Below are 25,551 nucleotides of genomic sequence, written 5' to 3'. Positions count from 1 at the left end.
TCCCCCGAACCGCTTGACACCCGACGAAACACCAGCCCACGCTTGCAGAACCGCCCGCCGTGATCACGGCCGGCAGTGCTGCGCGCCGCGTCCCGGCGCCCGCCGGACGCCGACGAAGGAGTCGCGATGAACCGCCCCGCCACCGAGTCCGAGTACCTCGCGAGCCTCGTGCCCGCATCCGCCGGCCGCTCCGGTTTCAGCCGGCGCTCGATGCTGCGCGGCTCCCTGCTGGCCGCCGGGCTCCCCGCCCTCCTCGCCGCCTGCGGCGACGGCGGGTCCGGCGGCAGCGGGGGCGGCGGAGGGGGCTCCCAGGTCACCCTGGGGTCGAACTTCTCCGACGAGGTCCCCCTGAAGACCATGAACGCCATGGTCGAGGACGCCCAGAAGAAGCAGGGCATCTCGATCAAGCTCAACACGGTCGACCACACCACGTTCCAGAACAACATCAACAACTACCTCCAGGGCAGCCCGGACGACGTGTTCTCCTGGTTCGCCGGGTACCGCATGCAGTTCTTCGCGGCCAAGGGCCTCGCCTCGGACATCTCCGACATCTGGGGCACGATCGGCGCCGACTACACCGACGCCTTCAAGAAGGCCTCGACCGGTGAGGACGGCAAGCAGTACTTCGTCCCCACCACCTACGGCCCGTGGGCGGTCTTCTACCGCAAGTCGCTGTGGCAGGAGAGGGGCTACCAGGCCCCGCAGACGCTGGACGAGATGAAGACCCTCGCCGCGCAGATGCAGAAGGACGGCCTCGTCCCGCTCGCCTTCGCCGACAAGGAGGGCTGGCCGGCGATGGGCACCTTCGACCAGCTCAACATGCGCATCAACGGCTACCAGTTCCACGTCGACCTCATGGCCGGCGAGGAGGCCTGGACCGACCAGAAGGTCAAGACGGTCTTCGACACCTGGAAGGGCCTGCTGCCCCTGCACCAGACCGACTCCCTGGGCCGCACCTGGCAGGAGGCGGCGTCCGGCATCGTCAACAAGACGTCCGGCATGATGGTCATCGGCTCCTTCATCGGCCAGCAGTTCGACGAGGCCGACCAGGAGGACATCGACTTCTTCAACTTCCCCGAGGTCGACCCGGCCGTCGGCGCCGACGCCGTCGAGGCGCCCATCGACGGGTTCATGATGTCCAAGCGGCCCCGCAACGAGGACGGCGCGAAGAAGCTGCTGGAGTACTTCGGGTCCCCCGACGACGGTGTCGTCCAGACCACGAACGACCCCTCGGGCATCGCGGCGAACACCAAGTCCGACCAGTCGCACTACACCGAGCTGCAGAAGAAGTGCGCCGAGTTCGTGGCCAACGCCAAGTCCATCTCGCAGTTCATGGACCGCGACACCCGCCCCGACTTCGCCTCGACGGTCATGATCCCCTCGCTGCAGACGTTCATCTCCAACCCGAACGACATCGACGGCCTCTGCAGCCAGATCGAGTCCCAGAAGAAGAGCATCTTCGCCTCCTGAAGGAGCCTCCCGTGTCGTCCCCCGACCTGCCCCTGGTGGCTCCCCAGACGGCGCAGCCCGCGCCGTCCGGGGGGTCGCACCAGGGCACCGGCAAGAAGCAACGCGTCCGCCGACTGAGCGGGCGCGACCGCGTGGCCGTCGTGCTCATGGTCGCCGTCCCCACCCTCGTGGTCGTCGGCCTCGTCTGGCTCCCGGCCATCGCCTCGGTGCTGCTGTCATTCACCAACTGGGACGGCGTCGGGTCGCTGGCGGACGTGAAGGTCATCGGCCTGCAGAACTACACCGACGTCTTCACCAACTACCCGCCCTTCAAGCCGGCCGTCCAGCACAACCTGCTCTGGCTCGTCGTCATGTTCGTGGTGGCGACCCCGCTGGGCGTCCTGTTCGCCGTGCTCATCGACAAGGAGCTCAAGGGCAGCCGGTTCTACCAGACGGCGCTCTACCTGCCCGTCGTCCTGTCGCTGGCGCTGGTCGGCTTCATCTGGCAGCTCATGTACTCCCGCGACCAGGGGCTCATCAACGCCGTCCTGGGCACCCAGGTGGACTTCTACGGCGACCCGAAGTGGAACATCTGGGCGGCGCTGTTCGCGACCTGCTGGAAGCAGGTCGGGTACGTCATGCTGCTGTACTTGGCCGGCCTGAAGGGCGTGGACGCCTCCCTCAAGGAGGCGGCGCAGATGGACGGCGCCAACCAGGTCCAGACGTTCTTCCGGATCGTCTTCCCGGTGATGCGCCCCATCAACATCATCGTCCTGGTCATCACGGTCATCGAGTCGCTGCGCGCCTTCGACCTGGTCTGGGTCATCAACCAGGGCCGCAACGGGCTGGAGCTCATCGCGACCCTGGTCACCGCGAACATCGTGGGTGAGGCCAGCCGCATCGGCTTCGGCTCCGCCCTGGCGACGATCATGCTCGTGATCTCGCTGGTGTTCATCAGCATCTACCTGTGGGTCGTCATGCGGGAGGACGAACGATGAGCTCGACCACGATCCCGGGGGTCGGCGGGCGCACGCTCGCCGACACCCCCCGGGCGCCGCGCCGGACCCCGCCGGCGCGGGTCGTCCTGTACGTCTTCCTCATCGGCGCCTCGGTCCTGTGGCTCTTCCCGCTGCTGTGGGCGCTGTTCAACTCCTTCCGCGACTACTCGTACACCCAGGCCAACGGCTACGCGTCCTTCGGCGGGTTCACCTTCTCCAACTACGTCAACGCGTGGCAGCAGGGCGACTTCGGCCGGCACTTCCTCAACTCGGTCATCATCACGGTGCCGTCGGTCGTGCTGGCGCTGCTGCTGTCCTCGATGGTCGGCTTCGTGGTGGCCCGCTTCAACTTCAAGTTCAACCTGGCCCTGCTGGGCCTGTTCACGGCGGCCAACCTGCTGCCCCCGCAGGCCCTGCTCATCCCGCTGTACCGGCTCTTCCGGGCCATCGAGGTGCCGTACTGGTTCAGCTACTCCGGGACGCTGCTCGACAGCTACTGGGCGCTCATCGTCGTCAACACGGCCTTCCAGACCGGCTTCTGCGCCTTCGTCCTGAGCAACTACATGAAGACGCTGCCCTACGAGCTGTACGAGGCGGCGCAGGTCGACGGCCTGAGCGTCTTCAAGCAGTACTGGAAGATCACGCTGCCGCTGTGCCGGCCCGCGCTGGCGGCCCTGGCCGTGCTCGAGATCACCTGGATCTACAACGAGTTCTTCTGGGCGACGGTCCTGCTGCAGTCGGGGGACAAGTTCCCCATCACCAGCTCGCTGAACAACCTCAAGGGCCAGTTCTTCACCGACTACAACCTGCTGTCCGCCGGTTCCGTGCTCGTCGCGCTGCCGGTGCTCGTCGTGTTCTTCGCGCTGCAGAAGCAGTTCGTCTCCGGTCTGACGCTGGGAGCCACCAAGGGATGAGCCACTGGTTCGAGGACTTCGCCCCCGCGCGGGGAGCCCTCCCGGCGCGGGCGTGGCTGCGGTCGGACGCATCGACCCTCCCGCTGAACGGCGGCTGGCGCTTCCGGTACGCCGAGCGCGCCGACGGTCCCACGGACTTCGCCGAGCCCGCGTTCGACGACGCGGGCTGGGACGAGATCGCGGTCCCGGGGCACTGGCAGCTGCAGGGGTGGGGGGCGCCGGCCTACACCAACGTCACCTACCCGTTCCCCGTCGAGCCGCCGTTCGTGCCCGACGAGAACCCCACGGGTGACCACCGGCGCGCCTTCACCGTGCCCGCGGCCTTCGGCGACGCCCGCGTCGTCCTGCGCTTCGAGGGCGTCGACTCGGCGTTCACGGCGTGGGTCGACGGCGTCGAGGTGGGCCGCTCGGTCGGGTCCCGGCTGCCGGTCGAGTTCGACGTCACCGACGCCCTGGGGCCCGGGGACCAGCACGTGCTGGCCGTCCGCGTCCACCAGTGGTCCGGGGCGAGCTACCTCGAGGACCAGGACATGTGGTGGCTGTCCGGGATCTTCCGCGACGTCACCCTGCTGGCCCGGCCGGCCGGGGGCGTCGAGGACGTCTTCGTGCACGCCGGGTACTCCGGCGGGACCGGCACCCTGCGCGTCGACACGCCCTCACCGGCCCGGCTGCTCGTCCCCGAGCTCGGGGTGGACGCCGCGACGAACGAGGACGTGGCGGTGGGCCCGGTGCAGCCGTGGTCGGCCGAGGTGCCCCGCCTGTACGACGCCGAGGTCGTGACCGGCGCCGAGCGCGTCCGGCTGCGGATCGGCTTCCGCACCGTCGCGATCGTCGACGGCGTGTTCACCGTCAACGGCGCCCCGGTCAAGCTGCGCGGCGTGAACCGGCACGAGGTCTCCGCCGACCGGGGGCGCGCCGTCACCGAGGACGAGATGCTCGCCGACGTGCTGCTCATGAAGCGGCACAACGTCAACGCCGTCCGCACGAGCCACTACCCGCCGCACCCGCGGTTCCTGGAGCTGTGCGACGAGCACGGCCTGTGGGTCGTCGACGAGTGCGACCTGGAGACCCACGGGTTCTGGTCCCTGGACTGGCGGGACAACCCCTCCGACGACCCGCGCTGGCACGACGCGCTGATCGACCGCATCACCCGGACCGTGGAGCGCGACAAGAACCACCCCAGCGTCGTCCTGTGGTCGCTGGGCAACGAGAGCGGCACCGGCCGCAACCTCGCTGCGATGTCGGCGTGGGTGAAGGACCGCGACGGCTCCCGCCCCGTCCACTACGAGCACGACTGGGCCGTGCCGTACGCCGACGTCTACTCGCGCATGTACGCCACCCACGCCGAGGTCGCCGCCATCGCCACGCGCACCGAGGAGCCGCTGCCCGACGCCGCGGCCGACGCGCGCCGGCGGGCGATGCCGTTCGTGCAGTGCGAGTACGCGCACGCCATGGGCAACGGGCCGGGCGGCCTGGTCGAGTACCAGGACCTCTTCGAGTCCTCCGAGCGCTGCATGGGCGGTTTCGTCTGGGAGTGGATCGACCACGGCCTGCGCCAGACCGGGCCCGACGGCCGGGAGCGCTTCGCCTACGGCGGTGACTTCGGCGAGCCCGTCCACGACGGCGCGTTCGTCGCCGACGGCCTCGTCTTCCCCGACCGGACCCCCTCCCCGGGCCTGCTGGACTACGCGGCCGTCATCGCCCAGGTGCGCCTGCGCCCCGACTCCACGTCCGGTGAACCCCGGCTGCGGCTCACGAACCACCACGACGTCGTGGACCTCGGCCACGTCCGGCTGCGCTGGACGGTGGAGGACGACGGCGTCGAGGTCGCGGCCGGGGAGCTGCCGACACCGAAGCTCCCGCCCCGGGCTTCGGCGCTGCTGGACCTGCCCGACGAGATCGCGGCCCTGGCCCCGGCGACGGGGGAGCGGTGGTTCACCGTCGTCGCCGAGCTCGCCGAGGGCACCACGTGGGCCCCGGCCGGTCACGTCCTGGGCCGCGGCCAGGTGCAGCTCGCCACGACCCCGGCGGCGGACGCACCCGCTGCGGCGGGCACGCCGGTGCAGCGGCTCGGCGCGGACGTCACCGTCGGCCCGGCGGTCCTCGACGCGCGCACGGGGACGCTGCTGCGGCTGGCCGGCCACCCCGTCGGGGTCGCCGAGCTCGCCCTGTGGCGGGCCCCGACCGACAACGACCGGGGCGAGCACGGCGAACCGCTCGAACCGGCCTGGCGCGCCCTGGGCCTGCACCGGGTGCGGCACCGGACCGTGGACGTCCGGATCGACGGGCAGGTCGAGGGGGACGGCGGTCCCGGCGTCGTGGTCCGGCGCCGCAGCGCCCCCGCGGGCACCGACACCGGGTTCGCCACGACGTGGCGCTGGGCGGCCGAGGGGACCGGTGCGCGGCTGACCGTCGACGTCGTCCCGCAGACCCCCGGCGCCCTCGCCGCGCCGCTGCCCCGGCTGGGGATCCGGCTCGCCCTGCCCCGGGACCTGCGCCACCTCACGTGGTTCGGGCGGGGACCGGGGGAGGCCTACCCCGACACGGGGACCGCCACCTGGGTCGGCCGGTTCTCCCGGACCGTCGAGGAGCTGCAGACGCCGTACGTGCGCCCGCAGGAGAACGGCCAGCGCGCCGACGTCCGCTGGGCCGAGCTCACCTCCGCCGCGGGGCGGGGGCTGCGCGTCAGCTCGGCGGAACCGTTCGGGGTCACCGTGCGGCCCTGGAGCACCGAGACGCTCGACGCCGCCACGCACACCTCCGCGCTGGACGACGAGGGACGGGTCTGGCTGCACCTCGACCACGCCCAGCAGGGCATCGGCAGCGGCTCCTGCGGGCCGGGTGCGCTGCCGGCCTACCGGCTGGAGGCCGCGCCGGCGAGCTTCAGCTTCCTGTTCGAGGCGCTGGGCTGAGGTGGCGTGCCCCGCGGGGTGAGGGTCCGGGTGGCGCGGTAGGCGCCGGGGGAGCAGCCGCAGGCCCGTGAGAAGTGGGCGTACAGGCTGCTGCCCGACCCGAACCCCGCGGCGTGCGCGACGGCGGCCGTCGTCATCGACGTGGTGAGCAGCAGCCGCTGGGCCTCCGCGAGGCGGTGGCGCAGGAGCTGCTCACCCAGCGTGGCGCCGGTGGCGCGGCGGAACAGCGTCGTGGCGTAGTTCGGGTTGAGGTTCACCGACCGGGCGATGTCCGCCGGGGAGATGGGCTCGCGGAAGTTCTCCGCGGTGAAGCGGGCCATCAGCGCGACGGGACGCGGGTCGGTCCGCCGCCCGGGGGCGGGGGACGACCCCTCGTGTGCCAGGATCCTCAGGACCAGGGCGTTCGCCTCCAGCAGCACCGTCTCGGTCCCCACCCCGGCCGCCACGTCGCGCTCCCACGTGGCGAACTGGGCCTCGACGTGCTCGCCGAGCGCCCGCGTCGGGACGACCACCGTGTCCTGCGACAGGACCCGCGCCGAGAAACCCTCCGGCAGCGACCAGCGCAGCACGGCCGTCAGCGGGACGTGGATCCAGCAGGTGTCGCTGTCCGGCGCGTCCGCCGTGGGGAGCAACCGGTGCGGGGCGGCGGCCCAGAACATCGCCGTGTGCCCCTGCGGCACCGTGACCCGCTCGCCGCCGAAGAGGTAGTCCAGGGTCCCCCGGACCGCGACGTTGATCTCCAGGTCGTCGTGGCGGTGGAACTCCCGCATCGGCGGGACCGCACCGCGGTGGACCCAGAGCGCGGGGGCGACGACGTCCACGCGGCCGAGCGTACCTGAGGATCCTGGAAGGTCCACGGGGTTCGCCGGAGGACCGGGGGCCGCGCGCGCACCTAGCGTGGCCGCATGACGCGCAGCCCCAAGATCACCATCATCGGCGCCGGTGGTTTCGTCTTCCCGTTCCGCCTCATCGGCGACATCCTCAGCTTCCCGGCCCTGCGCTCAGCCCGGCTGTGCCTCATGGACGTCCGTCCCGACAAGCTCGGCCCCGTCGCCGACGCGGCCCGCAAGCTCGTCGCCCACCACGGCTTCGGCGCGCAGGTCGAGGAGACGACCGACCGCCGCGCGGCCCTCGACGGCGCCGACTTCGTCGTCATCACCTTCCAGGTCGGCGGGGTGGAGGCGTACGAGGACGACGTCCTCATCCCGCGCCGGTACGGCGTCGACCAGACCGTCGGCGACACGCTCGGCCCCGGCGGGGTGTTCCGGTTCCTGCGCTCGGTCCCCGCGTACGAGGCCATCGCCGCCGACGCCCTCGAGGTGTGCCCGGACGCGGTGTTCATCAACTACGCCAACCCGATGGCCATGGCCACGGCGTTCCTCAACGCCAAGGGGTTGAGGACCGTCGGGTTGTGCCACAGCGTCCAGGGCACCACCCGCATGCTGGCCCGCACCCTCGACGTCCCCTACGAGGAGGTCGACTACCTCTGCGCCGGGATCAACCACCAGGCCTGGATCCTGAAGTTCCGCCGCGGCACCGAGGACCTGTACCCGCGGCTGCGCGAGGTGATGAACGCCAAGCACGTCGTGGGCCGCGGCGCCGCCGAGCTCGCCGGTGACGACGGCGACCACAGCGGGGCCGCTCCCGCCGCCAGCACCTACGAGGGCGGCAACGAGCAGGTCCGCACCACCCTCATGAACGCCTTCGGCTACTTCGAGACCGAGTCCAGCCACCACGCCTCGGAGTACCTGCCGTACTTCCGCAAGAACCCGGAGATGGTCCAGCACTACATCCCCGAGCGCTGGGACTACTACGAGATCTGCGCGGGCCACGACGACCAGGGCGACCTCGACACCCAGCTCGACAAGCTGAAGGCCGAGCTGAAGCCGTCCGTCGAGTACGGCGCGTCCATCGTCAACTCCGTCGTCACCGGGGTGCCCAGCGTCGTCTACGGCAACGTGCCGAACACGGGCCTGATCCCCAACCTGCCCGCCGACGCGTGCGTCGAGGTGCCCTGCCTCGTCGACCGGAACGGCGTGCAGCCCACGGCCGTCGGGGAACTGCCCCCGCAGCTGGCGGCGCTGAACCGCACCAACGTCAACGTCCAGACCCTCGCCGTCCGCGCGGCGCTGACGGGGAACCGGGAGAACGTCTTCCACGCGGTGGCCCTCGACCCGCTGACGGCCGCGCTGCTGACGCTGGAGCAGGCCCGGGCCATGACCGAGGAGCTGTTCGCCGCCCACGCCGAGCGCCTCCCGGAGGACCTGCGCGCATGAGCCGGCCGCCGATGGGCTGGAACTCCTGGGACTGCTACGGCACGACCGTGACCGAGGAGGAGGTGCTCGCCAACGCCCGGTTCCTCGCCGAGCACCTCCTGCCGTTCGGCTGGGACACCGTCGTCGTCGACATCGACTGGTCCGACCCGACGGCGAAGCCGCACGGGTACAACGCCGGCGCCCCGCTGTGCCTGGACGACCGCGGCCGGCTCGTCCCCGACCCCGGCCGCTTCCCGAGCTCGGCGGGCGGCGCGGGGTTCGGGCCGCTGGCCGAGCAGGTCCACGCCCTCGGGCTGAGGTTCGGGATCCACGTCATGCGCGGGATCCCGCGGCTCGCCGTCGACGAGGACACCCCCTTCGTCGACCGCGGCAACGTGTGCGAGTGGAACCCCGACATGTTCGGCCTCGACCACACCCACCCCGGGGCGCAGGCGTACTACGACTCCGTCCTGGAGCTGTACGCCTCCTGGGGCGTGGACTTCCTCAAGGTCGACGACATGCTCTGGCCCTACCAGGCGAGGGAGATCGAGGCCTTCGCCGAGGCGATCCGGCGCTCGGGCCGCGACATCGCGCTCAGCCTGTCCCCGGGCCGCGACCTGTCGCTGTCGCGGCTGGAGCACCTGCGCGAGCACGCCACGATGTGGCGGATCTGCGACGACCTGTGGGACCGGTGGCCGGACGTCGAGGCGAACTTCGCCCGGTTCGCGCGCTGGGTCCCGCACGCCGGCCCGGGCGGCTGGCCCGACGGGGACATGCTGCCCCTGGGGCGCATCGGCCTGCGCGCCGAACGCGGCGAACCCCGCCACGACCGGCTCACCCCCGCCGAACGGCGCACGCTCGTGACGTTGTGGGTGGTCGCGCGGTCACCGCTGATGATCGGCGGGGACCTGCCGTCCTCCGACCCCGCGACGGTCGCGCTGTTCACCAACGCCGACGTGCTGGCGGTCCTCGACGCGGCCTGGAGCCGGGAGGTGTTCCGCGAGGGGCCGCTCGTGCTGTGGACCGCCGAGGGCGGTCACGTCGCCGCGTTCAACCTCGGCGACGAACCGCTGAGCGTCGCCCTGGACAGCCGGAACGTGGACCTCCCGGGGCGGCTGGGGACGGTCACCGACCTCTGGACGGGCGAACCCGTCGAGACGGTCGCGGTGACGGCCCAGACCGACGCCACCCGCGGTGTCGCCCCCGGCAGCACCGCGGTCCCGCTGACGGTCGAGCCGCACGGCGCGGTCCTCCTGCGGCACGCCCCGGGAGCGTCCTAGCGCGACCCCGTCCCCTCAGGTGTAGAGGGTGAAGTCCGGGTGCGCGCCGGTGAGGAAGTGGTTGCCGACCTCGCGGGCCTTGTACTGCACCGGGTCGTGCAGCGTGTGCGTGCGCACGTTGCGCCAGAACCGGTCGAAGCCGTGCTTGTTCGCCGACGCCCGCGCGCCGGTCACCTCGTAGATCGCCGACGTCGCCTCGATCGCCAGGTCGCTCGAGACGACCTTCAGCGCCGCGATCTCCTCGGCGACCTCGCCGCGCTCGGCCCACGTCAGGTCCGCCCCGCGCTCGTGGGCCTGCGACAGCGACTCGCCGACGCTGCGCCCCAGCGCCTCCGCCGCGCGCAGCCGGGCGACGAGCCGGCCGTAGGTCGCCAGCACGTACGGGTCCTCCACGGCCCGCTCCACGTCCGACAGCAGCCACGGCCGCGACGTCGTGCGCGTGTACTCCGAGGCCGCCTCCAGCGCCCCGCGGGTGACCCCGAGGTAGAAGTGCCCGAAGGCGGCCTGGATCGAGGGGGTCACCAGGGACCCGAACGCCCCGCTCGCCGACGCCGACCCCAGGACGGCGTCGGGCGCGACGCGCACGTCCTCGAAGCGCACCGACCCCGACGCCGACAGGCGCTGGCCCAGGTTGTCCCAGTCGCCGTTCTTGACGAAACCGGGCGCCTCGCGCGGGACGACGACGAGCAGGTCCTGCCCCTCGTCGGTGACGCCGCCGACCAGGGTCACGTCGCCGACGCTGGCCCCGGTCGAGAAGTTCTTCGTGCCCGACAGGACCCAGTCCGCGCCGTCGCGGCGCAGCTGCAGGTCCGGGTCCACCGGGTTCACCGCGTCGCCCCACAGCCACTGGTCCTCCACGCTCGGCACGCCCCAGCGGGCGCGGCCGGCGTCGTCGGCGACCCACACGAGGTTGTGGGCGTTGACGTAGTGGTAGGCGATGAGCTGGGCGATGGAGCCGTCGGTGCGGGCGATCTCGCGCACGACCTCCAGCGCCACCGACCAGGGCAGGCCCGCCCCGCCGGTCGAGGTGGGCAGCAGGACGCTCGGCAGCCCGGCCTTGCGCAGCAGCTCGGCCTCGGCGAACGGCTCGGCGTTGGCGCGGTCGCGGTCCAGCGCGTCGAGGGCGAGGTGGCGGGCGACGTCGCGGGCGGCGTCGAGGACCTGGTCGCGGGTGGTCATGCCGGGTCTCCTGGAGTTCTCGGGGTGGGTCAGCGGGCGGCGCGGGCGGACGCGCGGAAGGCGGCGGCCGGGTGGTCGTCGCGCACCCGGACCTGCCCCTTGCCGTAGATCGTCTCGCGCAGCGTCTCGCCCTCGTACTCGGTGGGGTAGACCCCGCGGCGCTGCAGCTCGGGGACCACGAGGTCGACGACGTCCTCGAACGTGCCGGGGGTGATGGCGTAGGCGCAGTTGAACCCGTCGACGTCACCGACCTCCATCCAGCGCTGCAGCTCGTCGGCCACCGTGGCGGGGGACCCGACGAGCACGGCGCCCATGCCGCCGATGCCCACCCAGTTCGCGATGTCGCGCGGCGTCCACTCCCGGTCCGGGTCGGCCGTCGAGAACGCCTCGACGGCGCTGCGGACGGCCTCGGTCTCGGCGTACTGCAGCGGCTCGTCCGGCGGGTAGCTCGACAGGTCCAGCCCGCTCCAGCCTCCGTAGAGGTTCAGCGCGCCGTCGTAGCTGACGTAGCGCGCGTACTCCTCGTACTTGGCCCGCGCCTCCTCGTCGGTGGGGGCGGTGACGATCGTCACGAGGGTGAACACCTTGACGCTGCGGGGGTCGCGGCCGGCCTGCGCGGCCTGCGCGCGCAGCCTGTCGACCCAGGGCCGCATGACCTCCGGGCGGGTGGCGGTGTTGAAGACCGCCTCCCCGTGCCGGGCGGCGAAGGCGATCCCGCGCGGGGACGCGCCGGCCTGGAAGATGACCGGGGTCCGCTGCGGCGACGGTGCGGTCAGGCCGATGCCGGGGACGTCGAAGAACCGGCCGTGGTGCTCGACCGGGTGCACCTTCGCCGGGTCGGTGAAGACCCCGGCCGCGGCGTCGCGGACGACGGCGTCGTCCTCCCAGGACCCCTCCCACAGCTTGTAGACGACCTCCATGAACTCCTCGCCCAGCTCGTACCGGTCGTCGTGGGAGATCTGCGTCGACAACCCCAGGTTCCTCGCGGCCGACTCCAAGTAGCTGGTGACGACGTTCCAGCCGACGCGCCCGTTCGTGTAGTGGTCCAGCGTCGCCATCTTGCGGGCGAAGGAGTACGGCTGCTCGTACGTCAGCGAGACGGTGACGCCGAACCCGAGGTGCTCGGTGACCGCACCCATGGCCGAGACCGCCAGCATCGGGTCGCCCACGGGCACCTGGGTGGACTCGCGCAGCGCCGTCTCGGGGCCGCCCTTGTAGACGTCGTAGACCCCCAGCACGTCGGCGATGAACAGGGAGTCGAACTTGCCGCGCTCCAGCAGCCTCGCCAGCTCCGTCCAGTACCGCAGGTCGTCGAAGCGGTGCGACTGGTCGTCGGGGTGCCGCCACAGGCCGGGGGACTGGTGCCCGACGCAGGTCATGTCGAAGGCGTTGAGGTGGACTCGTCGGGGCTCGGTCACGGGGGTCTCCTCCATCACTTCACGGCCCCGGCGGACAGCCCGCCGACGAGCCACTTCTGGGCCACGACCGCCAGCACGTACATCGGGACGATCCCGACGAGCGAGGCCGCGGCCTGCTGGCCGAACTGGACGGTGCGGTCGCCCTGGAACAGCGACAGCCCGACGGGCAGGGTCTGGCTGCTGGTGCTCTGCGAGAACGACACGGCGAACAGGAACTCGTTGTAGGACAGGAACAGGCAGATGAGCAGCGCCGCCACGAGCCCGGGGGCCAGCAGCGGCAGCACGATGCGCCGCAACCCGCCGGTGGTGGACAGCCCGTCGACCCAGCCGGCCTCCTCGACCTCGAGGGGGACGCGCCGGACGAAACCGTCCAGCAGCCACACCGCCACCGGCACGTTGGCCAGGCCGTTGACCAGGACCAGCCCGAGCGCGGAGTTCGTCAGGTCGGCCTGCTTGAGCAGGTAGTACAGCGGCAGGACCGCGACGATCGGCGGCGCGCAGTAGCTGGCCAGCAGCAGCGTCTGCAGCCGTTCCCCGCGCGCCCCGGCCCGTGCCGTGACGTACGCGGCGGGGACGGCGACGACGCAGGTGAGGACGGTGGCGCCGATCGCGACGACCCAGGAGTTCACGAGCATCGTCGACAGCGGGACCGTGGAGAACGCCTTGCTGAAGTTCGACCACACGAACGCGGTCGGCAGCCAGCCGCCGTTGGCGATGTCGTCGACGCTGCGCAGCGACAGCGAGACGAGGAACAGCAGCGGCAGCAGCGCGACGAGCGCGACGGCGGCCAGCGCGACCCGCAGCCCCCCGCGGCGCAGGACCGCGCTCACCGGTCGGCCCGCACGGCGCGCGCCCGCAGCAGCGTGACGACGGTGGTCAGGACCCCCACGACGAGGCCGAAGACCAGCGTCTCGGCGGCGGCGGTGCCGATCTCGTAGCTGCCGCGCATCCCCGTCCGGAAGATCTCGAAGCTGCTGACGATGGTCGAGACCCCCGGACCGCCCTGGGTGACGACCGTGACGAGGTCGAAGACCTTCAGGCCGATGACCAGCTCCAGCAGCAGCACGGAGAACACGTTGGGGGCGATGACCGGCCACACGACGTGGGTGAACGAGCGGAACGCCCCGGCCCCGTCCAGGGCGGCGGCCTCGCGCAGTTCCTCGGGCACGCCCAGCAGCGCCGCGAACACCAGCAGCGTCACCAGCGGCGTCCACTGCCACACGTGCATCACGACGAGCGCGCCGAACGCGCCGACGCTGTCACCCAGCGGGTTGGCGCCGGGGAACCCCAGCGCGGAGAACAGCCCGCCGAACGCCCCGCCGACGGGGGCGAGCATGAGCTTCCAGGCCACCCCCACCATGACGGGCGGGGTCACCAGGGGCAGCAGCAGGATCGTGCCGACGACGCCGAACCGCGTCCCCCGCGCGTGCAGCAGCAGCGCCAGGACCACCCCGAGGGCCGTCGCCGCCAGGGCGGCGAGGACGGCGAACACGACCGAGCGGACCAGCGAGCCCGCGAAGGCCAGCGACTCCCACGCCTCGACGAGGTTGTCGGTCCCGGTGAAGCGCTGCAGCGGCCGGGCCAGCGACGACTTCGTCACCGCCAGCGCCACGACGAACACCGTGGGGTAGACGAGCATGAGCGCCAGGCCCGCCAGGCTCGGCGCCGCCAGCCACGTCGAGACGTGCCCGGGGCGGTGGCGTCCCGGCACGGCGCGCCCGGGGACCCTGCCGCGTTGCCGCGGCAGGGTCCCGCGTCCGTCGAGGAGCTGGGTCATCCGAGCGTCTTCCCCCAGCTCTCGGCGGCCTCGTCCAGGGCCGCCTGCGGCTCGACCTGCCCCTGGATGGCCAGCGCGAGCTGGTCGACGAGGTCCTGCAGCGCCTTGGGCGCTCCCTGCTGGGACGGCCACGCCAGCGGGTCGCCGTCCAGGCCCTCGCGGATGACGTCGGTGGCCTTGCCGGCGGCCGCGGCGTACTCGGCCGAGTCCAGGACCGTCTTGCGCGCGGGGTCGATGCCCGAGCCGGCCGTGGAGGCCAGCAGGAAGTTGTTCTGCTCGTTCGTCGCCCACTTCACGAAGGCGGCGGCCTTGTCCTGCTGCCCGGAGGCCGAGGAGACGCCCAGGCCGAACCCGGCGTCCAGCGCCGTGCGGGGGGTCGTGTTCCTCCCCCCGACGGGCAGCGTGACCACGCCCCACTTGTCGACGATCTTGGAGCTGGCCGGGTCCTGCGCCTTCAGGCCCAGGTCGGTCCAGGTGTCGAGCATGGCGCCCTGGCCGGACAGGAAGGCGGAGTTGGCCTGGTCGAAGCCCGTCTGCAGCGGCGTCGGCAGCGCGTTCGGCGACACGTCGACGAGGTGCTGCAGCGCGGCCAGGCCCTCCTCGCCGTTGAAGGCCGCCTTCCCGTCGGCGTCGACGAGGGTGCCGCCGTAGCCGGCGAGGCGGTTGATGAAGGAGCAGCCCAGGATCATCGGGACCTGCTGGGCCTCGACGATCGCGCCGTACACCTTCCCGCCGGAGTCCTTCGTGATCTTCTCCGCAGCGGCGTCGTACTCGTCCCACGTCGTGGGCGGCTCGACGCCGTACGTCTCGAACACCTCGGCGTTGTAGTAGAGGACGTGGGTGTCGCCGTCGAAGGGCAGGCCGTACCGCCTGCCGTCGATGAGCGTGTACGGGTCGTAGATCGAGGGCAGGAAGTCGTCCGTGGCGATGTCGGCGTTGGCGCCGATCCAGTCGGTGAGGTCGACCAGGGCGCCGGCGTCCACCAGCTCGCCGAGGCCGAAGTAGAAGTAGTCGAAGACGTCGAACTCGCCGTCGCCGCCCTGCACGTCCAGGATCTGCTTGCTCGTCAGCTGGTCGTAGGGGATGGCGGTGACCTCGAGCTTGCCGCCGAACTCCTGTTCGAACTTCTTGCCGAGCAGGTCGGTGAAGGCCAGCACGTGCGGCTGGTTGACCATGAGCTTCAGCGTCGCGCCCTGGAGGTCCACGGCCTTCTCGGCGGCCAGCTCCGAGCCGCTGCTGCCGTCGCCGCAGGCGGCCAGGGAACCGGTGGCGGCGAGGGCGCCGACGCCCAGGGCGCCGGACAGGACGCGGCGGCGGGACGCCAGGAGGCGGCGGGTGCTCGCGGGCAGGGGGGTGCGACCAGGTGCGGGCATGGGGGAGCTCCGGGGGTAGGCGGACGGGACGTCCGTCGGGGGGTGCGCGCGGAGGACGGCGCGCTCGTCTGAGGACTCGGGGGGAGGTGGGGCGGCCGGTCAGGCCGCGCGCGACGTCCCCCGCCGCATCGACGCGCCGGGGCGACAGGCCATGGAGGCCGTGCGCGCCAGGTCGACGTGGTAGCGCCGGGTGAGCTGGGTGCAGCTGATCACTTCGAGTCCTCCATCGCCCCTGGCGGGAGCACCTGCCGCTCGCGCGGTGGTTGCTGTGGCGTCAACGAGCCAGGTCTCTCGGCCACTCTGGATGGTGTTGATCGGAGCGTAGCGGACGCCGTGCCGCCGTGGCGATGCCCCGCTGACGTGTGGGCAGGGTCACCTGGTCGGGCTTGTGCGACACTGACCGTGGCCGAGCGTTCCCCACACCGGGCGCCCGGCCCGCCGACGAGACCGCCGCCCAGCGCGCGGACCCGGGCAGCGCCGCGGTCCAGTGGAAGGGCCCCGCAGGCGCCCCGGCCCGCTCACCGGGCGTCGACCGCCGGCGGCCCGGGGGGAGCACGCGTCGCGCGAACCTCCCCGGTGCACCGAGGACTTCCGTCGGGTGCGGGACGACCCGCCCGACGAATCCGACGAGGACGCCCGAGCGTCCGCGGGGTTCACCGGTGGAGCGGGCGCTGCGGGCGAAGCGGAGCACCCGTGAGCACCACACCTGAAGAGAACACCGCAGCCCCCGCCACGGCGGAGGACGTCGCCCCGACCACGCGGCCGCGCCGCCGGCGGGCCGCCAGCCGTCCCGCCGGGGCTCCCGCGCACGTCGAGCCCGTCGTGAGCACCGTCCCCGCGACCGTCCCGGCCGCGGACGCCGCGCCCGCGCCGGCCCCCGCCGAGGTCCCCGCCGCCGAGGCCCCGGCCGCGCCGGAGGCGGCCCCGGTGGAGGAGGCGCCCAAGCGCCGGGCCCGCCGGGCCACCCGCAAGGTCGCCACCCCCGAACCGGTCGCGCCGGTCGCCGACGAGGTGGCCGCCCCGCCCGTCGCGCCCGTCGCGGCCCCGGAGAGCGAGCCCGTCGCGCAGGTCGCCGCCGAGCCCGTCGCGGAGCCCGCTGTGGAGCCCGTCGCCGAGCCCGCCGCCGAGGAGGTGGCCGCGCCGCCGGCCCGCCGCCGCCGCACCCGCAAGGCCGCCGCGCCCGCGCCGGCCGTGACGCCCGAGCAGGCCGTCGCCGTCGCCGTGGACACCCCGGTGGAGGAGGCGCCCGTCGTCGAGCCCACCCCCGAGCCCGCCGTCGAGCCCGTCGCCGCCGCCGAGCAGCCCGCGGGGGAGGACTCCGCCGCCGACCTCATGGACGACCCCGTCCTGCTGCGGGCGGCCGGGCTGGCCCGCCGCGGCGGGCGCGCCCCCCGCGAGACCGACGCCGACCGGGCGGCCGACGCCGCCGCCCGGGCCACGGCCCTGTTCTTCCAGGCCCCCGAGGCCGACGCCCCGGCCCGCCGCTCCCGCCGGGCCTCCGCACCGGCCGGCCCGCCGCCGGGCCTCTTCGGCTTCGCCGGTGCCGAGCCGCTGGACGAGGACGCGGTCGAGGAGGAGTTCGAGGAGGTCCTCGACGGGACCTCCGACGACGACGCCGCGGACGAGGCGCCGGACGACGTCCAGGACGAGGCGCGGGACGACGCGCAGGACGACGAGACCGGTGCGCCGCGCCGCCGTCGCCGCCGCGGTGGCCGGGGCCGGCGCAGCCGCACCCGCGACGACGACAGCACGGACGACAGCACGGACGACAGCACGGACGACAGCGCCGACGACGACGCCGACGAGGACGCCGACGAGACCGACGCCGGGACGTCCCCGGACGCCGCGGAGGACGCCGAGACCGACGAGGACGACACCGACGAGGGCGAGGAGTCCTCGGGCTCCTCGCGCCGCCGCCGTCGCCGCCGTCGCCGCGGGGGGTCCTCGGAGGGCGAGGACTCCTCCTCCCCGGACGACCCGCCGAACACCGTCACCCGCGTCCGCGAGCCGCGCCGCTCCAGCGCCCGCGGCACGGGCGAGGACGAGATCACCGCGCTGCGCGGCTCGACGCGCCTGGAGGCCAAGAAGCAGCGCCGCCGCGAGGGCCGGGAGGCCGGCCGCAAGCGCGCCATCCTCACCGAGGCCGAGTTCCTGGCCCGCCGCGAGGCCGTCGAGCGCGTCATGGTGGTGCGCCAGGAGGACGACAAGACGCAGATCGGCGTCCTGGAGGACGGGATCCTCGTCGAGCACTACGGCGCCCGGCAGGCCCAGACCACCATGGTCGGCAACGTCTACCTCGGCCGCGTGCAGAACGTGCTGCCCAGCATGGAGGCCGCCTTCGTCGACGTCGGCAAGGGGCGCAACGCCGTCCTGTACGCCGGTGAGGTCAACTGGGACGCGGCCGGGCTGGAGGGCCAGCCGCGCCGCATCGAGGCCGCGCTGAAGTCCGGCGACCCGGTCCTGGTGCAGGTCACCAAGGACCCCGTGGGGCACAAGGGGGCGCGGCTGACCAGCCAGGTCTCGCTGCCGGGCCGCTACCTCGTGTACGTCCCGCGCGGGTCGATGACGGGCATCTCCCGCAAGCTGCCCGACACCGAGCGCGCCCGCCTGAAGAAGGTCCTCAAGGAGGTCGTGCCGCAGGGCGCGGGCGTCATCGTCCGCACCGCGGCCGAGGGGGTGGCCGAGGAGGAGCTGCGCGCCGACGTCCAGCGCCTGCAGGCCACCTGGGAGGCCATCCAGGCCAAGGCGGGCAGCAAGAACGCGCCGCAGCTGCTGCACGGCGAGCCCGACCTGACCGTCCGCGTCGTGCGCGACGTGTTCAACGAGGACTTCAGCCGGGTCGTCGTCTCCGGCGACGCGGCGTGGGAGGCCGTCCACGGCTACGTCGCCGACGTCGCCCCGGACCTGGCCGACCGGCTCGAGCGCTGGGAGGGCCCGCAGGACGTCTTCGAGCACCACCGCGTCGACGAGCAGCTCGCCAAGGCCCTGGGCCGCAAGGTCTGGCTGCCCTCGGGCGGTTCCCTCGTCATCGACCCGACCGAGGCGATGCACGTCATCGACGTCAACACCGGCAAGTTCACCGGTGCCGGCGGCACGCTCGAGGAGACCGTCACCCGCAACAACCTCGAGGCCGCCGAGGAGATCGTCCGGCAGCTGAGGCTGCGGGACATCGGCGGGATCATCGTCATCGACTTCATCGACATGGTCCTGGAGTCCAACCGCGACCTCGTCCTGCGCCGGCTCGTGGAGTGCCTGGGCCGGGACCGGACCAAGCACCAGGTGGCCGAGGTGACCTCCCTGGGCCTGGTCCAGATGACCCGCAAGCGGACCGGCCAAGGGCTGGCGGCCGTGCTCGAGGAGCTCGACGCCGCCGCCGACGCCAACCCGGCCCCGCAGCCGCCCCCGGCCGCCCAGAACGGCGGGGGCGGCGGCAGGAACGGTGGTGGCGGCGGTGGCGGTGGCGGCGGTGCCGAGAACGGTGGCGGCACCGCGAACGGGTCGGGCAAGTCCCGCAACCGCCGCGGCCGCGGCCGGGACCGCGGCGCGGCCGAGGAGGCCCCCAAGGTGGACGAGCCGGCCGCCGAGGCGCCGCGCGAGCCCGCCCGGGACGCCGCGGCGCTGGCGGCCATCGCGGCCGTGGCGGCCGCCGGCCGCCGGGAGCGGGAAGCGGCCGCCACGTCCACCGAGGCGCACGAGCCCGCCCCCGCGGCGAAGTGAGCGCGTCGTTTTGACCCCGGGGGGCGGCGTTCCGTACGCTTGCCTCTTGGTGCGCCGTCGTGCGCGAGCCTCCAACTGCACGTGCAGTTCGGCGGCGTTCCAGTTCGTGACGAGAGAAACGGGTTCGTTGTGGTGTACGCCATCGTCCGCGCCGGCGGCCGGCAGGAGAAGGTCTCGGTCGGCGACGTGCTGACCATCGACCGGGTCCCCGTGGCCAGCGGGGAGACGCTGCAGCTGCAGCCCCTTCTCCTCGTCGACGGTGAGACCGTGACTCACGACGCTTCGGCGCTCGCGGGTGTCAAGGTCGTCGCCGAGGTGGTCGAGGAGGCCAAGGGCCCCAAGATCACCATCCTCAAGTACAAGAACAAGACCGGGTACCGCAAGCGTCAGGGTCACCGCGCGAAGCTCACCCGCGTCAAGATCACCAGCATCGGGGCGTGACGTCAGATGGCACACAAGAAGGGCGCGAGCTCCTCGCGCAACGGTCGTGACTCCGCCGCTCAGCGCCTCGGTGTGAAGCGCTTCGGCGGCCAGGTCGTCAGCGCGGGCGAGATCCTCGTCCGTCAGCGCGGCACCCACTTCCACCCCGGTGCGGGTGTGGGCCGCGGCGGCGACGACACGCTGTTCGCGCTGGTCCCGGGCGCCGTCGAGTTCGGCACCCGTCGTGGTCGCAAGGTCGTCAACATCGTCGCGGGCGAGTGACGACGCTCCAGTCGTGAACACGAGGGGCGGACCGGAGAGATCCGGTCCGCCCCTCGTGCGTTCCACCAGCAGTCCCCCCTCGAAGTCCTAGGAGTAGGTATGTCGACGCACTTCGTCGACCGTGTCGTGCTGCACGCGGCCGGCGGTGACGGCGGCAACGGCTGCGCGTCGGTGCACCGCGAGAAGTTCAAGCCCCTCGGCGGGCCCGACGGCGGCAACGGGGGCCGCGGCGGCGACGTCGTCCTCGAAGTGGACCCCCAGGTCACGACGCTGCTGGACCTGCACCGCCGCCCGCACCGCAGCGCCCCCGACGGCCGCTTCGGCATGGGCGACCACCGCAACGGCGCCGAGGGCGACGACCTCGTCATCGGCGTCCCCGAGGGCACGATCGTCCGGTCCGCCAGGGGTGAGCTGCTGGCCGACATGGTCGGCGCCGGGACCCGCTACGTCGTGGCCCCCGGCGGGCGCGGCGGGCTGGGCAACGCCGCGCTGGCCACCACCAAGCGCAAGGCGCCGGGCTTCGCCCTCCTCGGGGAGCCGGGGGAGGCCGTCGACGTCACCCTGGAGCTGAAGACCCTCGCCGACATCGCCCTGGTCGGGTTCCCCAGCGCGGGCAAGTCCAGCCTCGTCGCGGCGCTGTCCGCGGCCCGCCCGAAGATCGCCGACTACCCCTTCACGACGCTCGTGCCGAACCTGGGGGTCGTCGAGGCCGGGTCGACGCGCTTCACCGTCGCCGACGTCCCGGGCCTGATCCCCGGCGCCAGCGAGGGCCGTGGGCTCGGGCTGGACTTCCTGCGCCACGTCGAGCGCTGCGTGGCGCTCGTGCACGTCCTGGACGGGGCGAACCTGGAGTCCGACCGCGACCCGATCAGCGACCTCGAGGCCATCGAGAAGGAGCTGGCGGCCTACACCGTCGACGACGGCACCGTCCCGCTGCAGGACCGCCCGCGCCTCGTCGTCATCAACAAGGCCGACGTGCCCGACGCCCGGGACATGGCCGACATCGTCCGCGAGGACCTCGAGAAGCGCGGGGACCCGGTGTTCGTGGTCTCCGCCGTGGCGCGCACCGGGCTGCGGGAGCTGGCCTTCGCCATGGCCGAGCTCGTCGCGGCCTCCCGGGCGGCCGAGCCGGCGGCGGTGCCGCAGCGCGTGGTCATCAACCCGCCGGCCGTCGACGAGTCCGGGTTCCGCGTCTCCCGCGACGAGTACGGCGAGGGCCAGGTGCGCTTCCGGGTGCGCGGGGAGAAGCCCCGCCGCTGGGTGCGCCAGACCGACTTCACCAACGACGAGGCCGTCGGGTACCTCGCCGACCGCCTCGCGCGGCTCGGCGTCGAGGACGAGCTGTTCAAGGCCGGTGCCACCCCGGGCGCCGAGGTCGTGATCGGCGACGACGCCAACGCCGTCGTCTTCGACTGGGAACCCACGATGGTCGCCGGCGCCGAGGTGCTGGGGCAGCGCGGGTCCGACCTGCGCCTGGAGGACCACTCGCGGCCCACCCGCGACGTCAAGCGGCAGCAGGAACGGGAGCGGCGGGCCGCCAAGGCCGCCGCCCGCGGCGAGCTGGAGGCCGAGCGCCTGGCCGGTCACTGGACCGCCGACGACGACGAGTAGGCCGCAGGTGAGCGAACCGTCGACGCTCGCCCGGCGCGAGGACCTCGCCGCGGCGCGCCGGGTCGTGGTGAAGGTGGGCTCGTCCTCCCTGACGACGGCAGCCGGGGGGCTGGACACCTCCCGGCTGGACGCGCTGGTGGAGGTCCTGGCCGCGCGCCGGTCCACCGGGGGGGACGTCGTGCTCGTCTCCTCCGGGGCCATCGCCGCCGGGCTCGCGCCCCTGGGGCTGCCCAAGCGGCCCCGGGACCTGGCCAGCCAGCAGGCCGCGGCCAGCGTCGGGCAGGGGCTGCTGCTGGCCGAGTACGCCCGCGCCTTCGCCCGCTCCGGCCTGACCGTGGGCCAGGTGCTGCTGACCGCCGAGGACGTGGTGCGGCGCACGCACTACGGCAACGCCCAGCGCACGCTGGAGCGCCTGCTCAGCCTCGGGGTGGTGCCCGTCGTCAACGAGAACGACACCGTGGCGACCCACGAGATCCGCTTCGGCGACAACGACCGCCTCGCCGCGCTCGTCGCGCACCTCGTGCGCGCCGACGCGCTGGTCCTGCTGTCCGACGTCGACGCCCTGCACACCGCGCCGCCCTCCACCCCCGGCGCGCGGCGCATCGCCACCGTCCGCGGTCCCGAGGACCTCGCGGGGGTGACCGTCGGGTCGGCCGGTGCGGCCGGCGTGGGCACCGGGGGCATGACGACGAAGGTCGAGGCGGCCGGCATCGCGGTGTCGGCGGGCGTGCCCGCGCTGGTGACGTCCGCGGCCCTGGCCGGGCCGGCCCTGGCCGGTCAGGACGTGGGGACGTGGTTCTCCGTCCCGGCCTCCCGGCGGGCGCGGCGCAGCTCCCGGCAGCTGTGGCTGGCCCACGCCGCGGCCCCGGCCGGGCGGCTGGTCCTGGACGACGGGGCCGTCAAGGCGGTGCGCGGCAACCGCTCCTCGCTGCTCCCGGCGGGGGTGGTGGGGCTGGCGGGGCGCTTCCGCGCCGGTGACCCGGTCGACCTGGTCGACGGAAACGGTCACGCCGTGGCCCGTGGCCTGGTGAACTACTCCTCGGAGGAGCTGCCGGAGATGCTGGGGCGCTCGACGCGCGAGCTGGCCCGGCAGTGGGGCGCGGCGTACGAGCGCGAGGTCGTCCACCGCGACCACCTCGTCCTCCTGGGGCGTTGAGCAGTCAGCGCCGCGACATGCCGCCCGCCGGCGCCCCGACACCGTGGCCGGCGAGCGCCCCGGCACCGCAGCGAGGAGGCCTGACGTGGGGTTCGAGTCGTCGTCGCTGTGGTCGGTGACGCTGACGGTGGCCGGCGAGGCCGCGGACGTCGCCGAGGTGCGCGCCGCGCTGGACCGGCTGCTGGTCCAGCACCCGTTCCTGTCCAGCGTGCGCTACAGCGCGACCCGCGCGGAGCTGCGCTACTGGGACGAGGCGCGCGACGTCGACGACGCGGCCGCGATGGCGTTGCGCCTGTGGCCCGAGCACCGCGTCAGCGCCGGCCTGCCGGACTGGTCGGTGGCGGGCATCGAGGTCGTGGACCGGGGGACGGTGGAGCACCGCGCCCGGGCCCGGGGCGCGGCGGCCCACCGCGTCCAGCCGGGGCGCCGCTCCCGGACGCTGGACCTCATCGGCGACATCGCGCCCTGGTGACCCTGACCGCACTCCTGGATCGTTGAACGATCCAGGAGGCGGGGCGTACGCTGGCGCCATGACTCTCGCCGCCGACCCCGCCCTCTCCGTGCAGGACGCCGTGCTCGCCACCTGCCGGCGCGCCAAGGTCGCCTCGCGGCCGCTGCGGGTCGCGACGCGCGCGACGAAGGACGCCGCCCTGCTGGCCGTCGCGGACGCGCTCGAGGCCGCCACCGAGCGCATCGTCGCCGCCAACGGGGAGGACCTCGCCCGCGGCCGCGCCGAGGGCACGAGCGAGCACCTGCTGGACCGCCTGGCCCTGGACCCCGCCCGCGTGGCGGCCATCGCCGCCGCCGTGCGCGAGGTCGCAGCCCTGCCCGACCCCGTCGGGGAGGTCGTGCGCGGCTCCACGCTGCCCAACGGCCTGCGGCTGCGGCAGCTGCGCGTCCCCATGGGCGTGCTCGGCGTGGTCTACGAGGCCCGTCCCAACGTCACCGTCGACGTCGCGGTCCTCGCGCTCAAGAGCGGCAACGCCGTCGTCCTGCGCGGCGGCTCGGCCGCCATGAGCAGCAACACCGTCCTCGTCGAGGTCGTCCGGGGGGCCCTGGAGTCGGTCGGCCTGCCCGCCGACGCCGTGACCAGCATCGACGAGCACGGCCGCGACGGCGTCGGCGCCCTGCTCACCGCCCGCGGCCTGGTCGACCTCCTCGTCCCGCGCGGCGGGGCCGACCTGATCCAGCGCGTCGTGCGCGAGGCCACCGTCCCCGTCATCGAGACCGGCGTCGGCAACTGCCACGTCTACGTCGACGCCTCGGCGGACCTGGCGCAGGCCGTCGACGTCGTCCTGAACGCCAAGACGTCCCGCCCCAGCGTCTGCAACGCCGCCGAGACGGTCCTGGTGCACTCCGCGCTCGCCGCCGACTTCCTGCCCACCCTGCTCACGGCGCTGCACGGGGCGGGGGTCGTGCTGCACGCCGACGAGCGGTCGCTGACGGCCGCGCGGGCGGCGGGCGTCCCCGCCCGGGCCGTCACCGACGAGGACTGGGCCGCGGAGTTCCACGGCCTGGAGATCGCCGTCGGCGTCGTCGACTCGGTGCAGGAGGCCGTCGAGCACATCGGCCGCTGGTCCTCGGCCCACACCGAGGCGGTCCTGGCCACCGACGTCCGGGTCACCGACTACTTCTGCGCCGCCGTCGACTCCGCGGTCGTCGCGGTCAACGCCTCGACGCGGTTCACCGACGGCGGGGAGTTCGGCCTGGGCGCCGAGGTGGGGATCTCGACGCAGAAGCTGCACGCGCGCGGCCCCATGGGTCTGGCGGAGCTGACGACGACGACCTGGCAGGTCCTCGGCGACGGTCACGTCCGCGTCTGACCGTCCTCCAGGGAGTCCGCCGCCACCAGGTAGGTGGGCCGGTTCTGCAGCTGCACGTAGAGCCGGCCCACGTACTCGCCCAGCACCCCCAGGCACAGCAGCTGCAGCGTGCCCGCGCCCGCGACGACGGCCAGCGTCGACGTCCAGCCCGGCACGGTGCTCCCGACGGCGAACGAGACGAGCGCGTACAGCAGCAGCAGGGACGTCAGCAGGGCCCCGCCGAGGCCGAAGAGCGAGGCCAGCCGCAGCGGCGCGGTCGAGGAGCCCGTGATGGCGTCCAGCGACAGCCGCAGCATCCGGGTCAGGGGGTACTTCGTGCGCCCGGCGCCGCGGGCCCCGCGCACGTACCCGACCGTGGTCGAGGTGAAGCCGAGGTCGGGGATCACCAGCCGCAGCACCCGGTGGGCCTCGGGCAGCTGCAGGACGGTGTCGACGACGACGCGGCCGGTGTACCGGTAGTCGCCGGCCTGCTCGGGGGCCCGGCCGCCGAGGGCCCGGACCAGGCGGTAGAACGCGGCCGCGGTCACCCGCTTGAGCGCGCTGTCGACGGACCGGTCCTCCCGCACGGCGTACACGACGTCGTGGGCGGCGCCGGCGGCCAGCAGCCGGGGGAGCACCTCGGGGGGGTCCTGCAGGTCGGCGTCCATCGTCACGACGCCGTCGCGGCCGCGGGCCCGCGCGAGCCCGGCCGACAGCGCGGCCTGGTGCCCGGCGTTGGCCCGCAACCGCACGACCCGCAGCTGCGGCCAGTCCCGCCGCAGCCGGGCCAGGACGACGGGGGTCGCGTCGGTGCTGCCGTCGTCGACGACGAGCACCTCGTAGCCGTCCAGGCCCTGCCCGGTCAGCTCGTCCAGCACGGGCCGCAGCCGGCGGGCGAACTCGGGCAGCACCTCGGCCTCGTCGAAGGCGGGGACCACCACCGACAGGGCCGGGGGGACGTCGGGGGACACACGGTGATCCTGCCGCAGCCGCCGCGGGGGCGGCGTG

The 25,551-nt window shown here is 73.6% G+C and carries 20 protein-coding genes and 1 riboswitch; of the genes, 13 read left to right on the top strand and 7 right to left on the bottom strand.

All coding sequences use genetic code 11. The features are described from left to right. The first annotated feature begins 126 nt into the window (after positions 1-126). The 4 genes from BJ968_RS04265 to BJ968_RS04250 are packed head-to-tail and all read left to right on the top strand — an operon-like array spanning position 127 to position 6,273. Positions 127-1,470: an ABC transporter substrate-binding protein gene (locus tag BJ968_RS04265; RefSeq protein ID WP_179749509.1), complete on the top strand. Its 1,344-nt coding sequence runs from the start codon at positions 127-129 to the stop codon at positions 1,468-1,470. An 11-nt stretch (positions 1,471-1,481) separates the two neighbouring features. Further along, positions 1,482-2,447 carry an ABC transporter permease subunit gene (locus BJ968_RS04260; protein WP_179749507.1) on the top strand — a complete coding sequence of 322 codons (966 nt, stop codon included), beginning with the start codon at positions 1,482-1,484 and terminating at the stop codon, positions 2,445-2,447. Beyond that, positions 2,444-3,361 (top strand): carbohydrate ABC transporter permease, encoded by a 918-nt coding sequence (locus BJ968_RS04255; RefSeq protein WP_179749506.1) that lies wholly within the window; start codon positions 2,444-2,446, stop codon positions 3,359-3,361. The genes BJ968_RS04260 and BJ968_RS04255 overlap by 4 nt, the downstream gene beginning before the upstream one ends. After that, on the top strand, positions 3,358-6,273 hold the full coding sequence (locus tag BJ968_RS04250) for a glycoside hydrolase family 2 TIM barrel-domain containing protein (protein ID WP_179749504.1): 2,916 nt from the start codon (positions 3,358-3,360) through the stop codon (positions 6,271-6,273). Before BJ968_RS04255 ends, BJ968_RS04250 begins: the two co-directional genes overlap by 4 nt. Here the strand turns inward: BJ968_RS04250 and BJ968_RS04245 are convergent. After that, positions 6,216-7,094, bottom strand: a complete 879-nt coding sequence (locus BJ968_RS04245) for a helix-turn-helix domain-containing protein (RefSeq protein ID WP_179749502.1) — start codon at positions 7,092-7,094, stop codon at positions 6,216-6,218. The two genes, BJ968_RS04250 and BJ968_RS04245, sit on opposite strands and share 58 nt — an antisense overlap. Before the next feature lie 84 nt (positions 7,095-7,178). Here BJ968_RS04245 and melA point away from each other — a divergent pair, with 84 nt between their 5' ends. Both melA and BJ968_RS04235 read left to right on the top strand, forming a co-directional pair. Next, on the top strand, positions 7,179-8,549 hold the full coding sequence (gene melA / locus BJ968_RS04240; RefSeq protein ID WP_179749500.1) for an alpha-glucosidase/alpha-galactosidase: 1,371 nt from the start codon (positions 7,179-7,181) through the stop codon (positions 8,547-8,549). Next, entirely contained in the window at positions 8,546-9,808 is a 1,263-nt protein-coding gene (locus BJ968_RS04235) for a glycoside hydrolase family 27 protein (protein ID WP_218884775.1), read from the top strand. The genes melA and BJ968_RS04235 overlap by 4 nt, the downstream gene beginning before the upstream one ends. Before the next feature lie 15 nt (positions 9,809-9,823). Here BJ968_RS04235 and BJ968_RS04230 read toward each other — a convergent pair whose 3' ends face one another. From BJ968_RS04230 to BJ968_RS04210, 5 genes are read right to left on the bottom strand one after another with little or no spacing between them, the layout of a single operon-like run. Beyond that, positions 9,824-10,987: an acyl-CoA dehydrogenase family protein gene (locus BJ968_RS04230; protein ID WP_179749498.1), complete on the bottom strand. Its 1,164-nt coding sequence runs from the start codon at positions 10,985-10,987 to the stop codon at positions 9,824-9,826. Between the two features lie 29 nt (positions 10,988-11,016). Further along, positions 11,017-12,405: an LLM class flavin-dependent oxidoreductase gene (locus tag BJ968_RS04225; protein ID WP_343077802.1), complete on the bottom strand. Its 1,389-nt coding sequence runs from the start codon at positions 12,403-12,405 to the stop codon at positions 11,017-11,019. 14 nt (positions 12,406-12,419) lie between these two features. After that, on the bottom strand, positions 12,420-13,235 hold the full coding sequence (locus BJ968_RS04220) for a carbohydrate ABC transporter permease (protein WP_343077801.1): 816 nt from the start codon (positions 13,233-13,235) through the stop codon (positions 12,420-12,422). Further along, the gene (locus BJ968_RS04215) at positions 13,232-14,182 is read right to left on the bottom strand and encodes a carbohydrate ABC transporter permease (RefSeq protein ID WP_179749494.1); all 951 of its coding nucleotides are present in this window, start codon (positions 14,180-14,182) and stop codon (positions 13,232-13,234) included. The genes BJ968_RS04220 and BJ968_RS04215 overlap by 4 nt, the downstream gene beginning before the upstream one ends. After that, positions 14,179-15,555, bottom strand: coding sequence for an ABC transporter substrate-binding protein (locus BJ968_RS04210; RefSeq protein ID WP_179749492.1), 1,377 nt, complete (start codon positions 15,553-15,555; stop codon positions 14,179-14,181). Before BJ968_RS04210 ends, BJ968_RS04215 begins: the two co-directional genes overlap by 4 nt. A 220-nt stretch (positions 15,556-15,775) precedes the next feature. Continuing rightward, positions 15,776-15,866: riboswitch (SAM riboswitch) on the bottom strand. A gap of 382 nt (positions 15,867-16,248) precedes the next feature. Between BJ968_RS04210 and BJ968_RS26315 the strand changes: the two genes are divergently transcribed. From BJ968_RS26315 to BJ968_RS04175, 7 genes are all read left to right on the top strand, one after another. After that, positions 16,249-19,272: an Rne/Rng family ribonuclease gene (locus BJ968_RS26315; RefSeq protein WP_218884773.1), complete on the top strand. Its 3,024-nt coding sequence runs from the start codon at positions 16,249-16,251 to the stop codon at positions 19,270-19,272. A 129-nt stretch (positions 19,273-19,401) separates the two neighbouring features. Further along, positions 19,402-19,713: a 50S ribosomal protein L21 gene (rplU, locus tag BJ968_RS04200; RefSeq protein WP_179749490.1), complete on the top strand. Its 312-nt coding sequence runs from the start codon at positions 19,402-19,404 to the stop codon at positions 19,711-19,713. Between the two features lie 6 nt (positions 19,714-19,719). Further along, entirely contained in the window at positions 19,720-19,974 is a 255-nt protein-coding gene (gene rpmA / locus BJ968_RS04195; protein ID WP_179749488.1) for a 50S ribosomal protein L27, read from the top strand. Between the two features lie 99 nt (positions 19,975-20,073). Further along, the gene (gene obgE / locus BJ968_RS04190) at positions 20,074-21,585 is read left to right on the top strand and encodes a GTPase ObgE (protein ID WP_179749486.1); all 1,512 of its coding nucleotides are present in this window, start codon (positions 20,074-20,076) and stop codon (positions 21,583-21,585) included. Between the two features lie 7 nt (positions 21,586-21,592). Then, entirely contained in the window at positions 21,593-22,741 is a 1,149-nt protein-coding gene (proB, locus tag BJ968_RS04185) for a glutamate 5-kinase (protein WP_179749484.1), read from the top strand. An 85-nt stretch (positions 22,742-22,826) separates the two neighbouring features. Beyond that, a complete protein-coding gene (locus tag BJ968_RS04180; RefSeq protein ID WP_179749482.1) occupies positions 22,827-23,213 on the top strand; it encodes a hypothetical protein in 387 nt (128 codons plus the stop codon). Positions 23,214-23,271: 58 nt separating this feature from the next. Continuing rightward, on the top strand, positions 23,272-24,564 hold the full coding sequence (locus BJ968_RS04175) for a glutamate-5-semialdehyde dehydrogenase (RefSeq protein ID WP_179749480.1): 1,293 nt from the start codon (positions 23,272-23,274) through the stop codon (positions 24,562-24,564). On the opposite strand, the gene BJ968_RS04170 is transcribed toward BJ968_RS04175, so the two are convergent. Then, a complete protein-coding gene (locus BJ968_RS04170; protein WP_343077800.1) occupies positions 24,549-25,514 on the bottom strand; it encodes a glycosyltransferase family 2 protein in 966 nt (321 codons plus the stop codon). The genes BJ968_RS04175 and BJ968_RS04170 overlap by 16 nt on opposite strands. Positions 25,515-25,551 lie beyond the last annotated feature (37 nt).

This window comes from Kineococcus aurantiacus (genome assembly GCF_013409345.1).
Taxonomy (GTDB): Bacteria; Actinomycetota; Actinomycetes; order Actinomycetales; family Kineococcaceae; genus Kineococcus; species Kineococcus aurantiacus.
This window is presented reverse-complemented; position numbering and strand designations above follow the sequence as displayed.

Coding starts and splice junctions, on each gene's coding strand:
- BJ968_RS04255 (WP_179749506.1), top strand. CDS start 2,444: ATGAGCTCGACCACGATCCCGGGGGTCGGCGGGCGCACGCTCGCCGAC.
- BJ968_RS04235 (WP_218884775.1), top strand. CDS start 8,546: ATGAGCCGGCCGCCGATGGGCTGGAACTCCTGGGACTGCTACGGCACG.
- melA (WP_179749500.1), top strand. CDS start 7,179: ATGACGCGCAGCCCCAAGATCACCATCATCGGCGCCGGTGGTTTCGTC.
- obgE (WP_179749486.1), top strand. CDS start 20,074: ATGTCGACGCACTTCGTCGACCGTGTCGTGCTGCACGCGGCCGGCGGT.
- BJ968_RS04250 (WP_179749504.1), top strand. CDS start 3,358: ATGAGCCACTGGTTCGAGGACTTCGCCCCCGCGCGGGGAGCCCTCCCG.
- BJ968_RS04230 (WP_179749498.1), bottom strand. CDS start 10,987: ATGACCACCCGCGACCAGGTCCTCGACGCCGCCCGCGACGTCGCCCGC.
- BJ968_RS04215 (WP_179749494.1), bottom strand. CDS start 14,182: ATGACCCAGCTCCTCGACGGACGCGGGACCCTGCCGCGGCAACGCGGC.
- BJ968_RS04265 (WP_179749509.1), top strand. CDS start 127: ATGAACCGCCCCGCCACCGAGTCCGAGTACCTCGCGAGCCTCGTGCCC.
- rpmA (WP_179749488.1), top strand. CDS start 19,720: ATGGCACACAAGAAGGGCGCGAGCTCCTCGCGCAACGGTCGTGACTCC.
- BJ968_RS04175 (WP_179749480.1), top strand. CDS start 23,272: ATGACTCTCGCCGCCGACCCCGCCCTCTCCGTGCAGGACGCCGTGCTC.
- BJ968_RS04210 (WP_179749492.1), bottom strand. CDS start 15,555: ATGCCCGCACCTGGTCGCACCCCCCTGCCCGCGAGCACCCGCCGCCTC.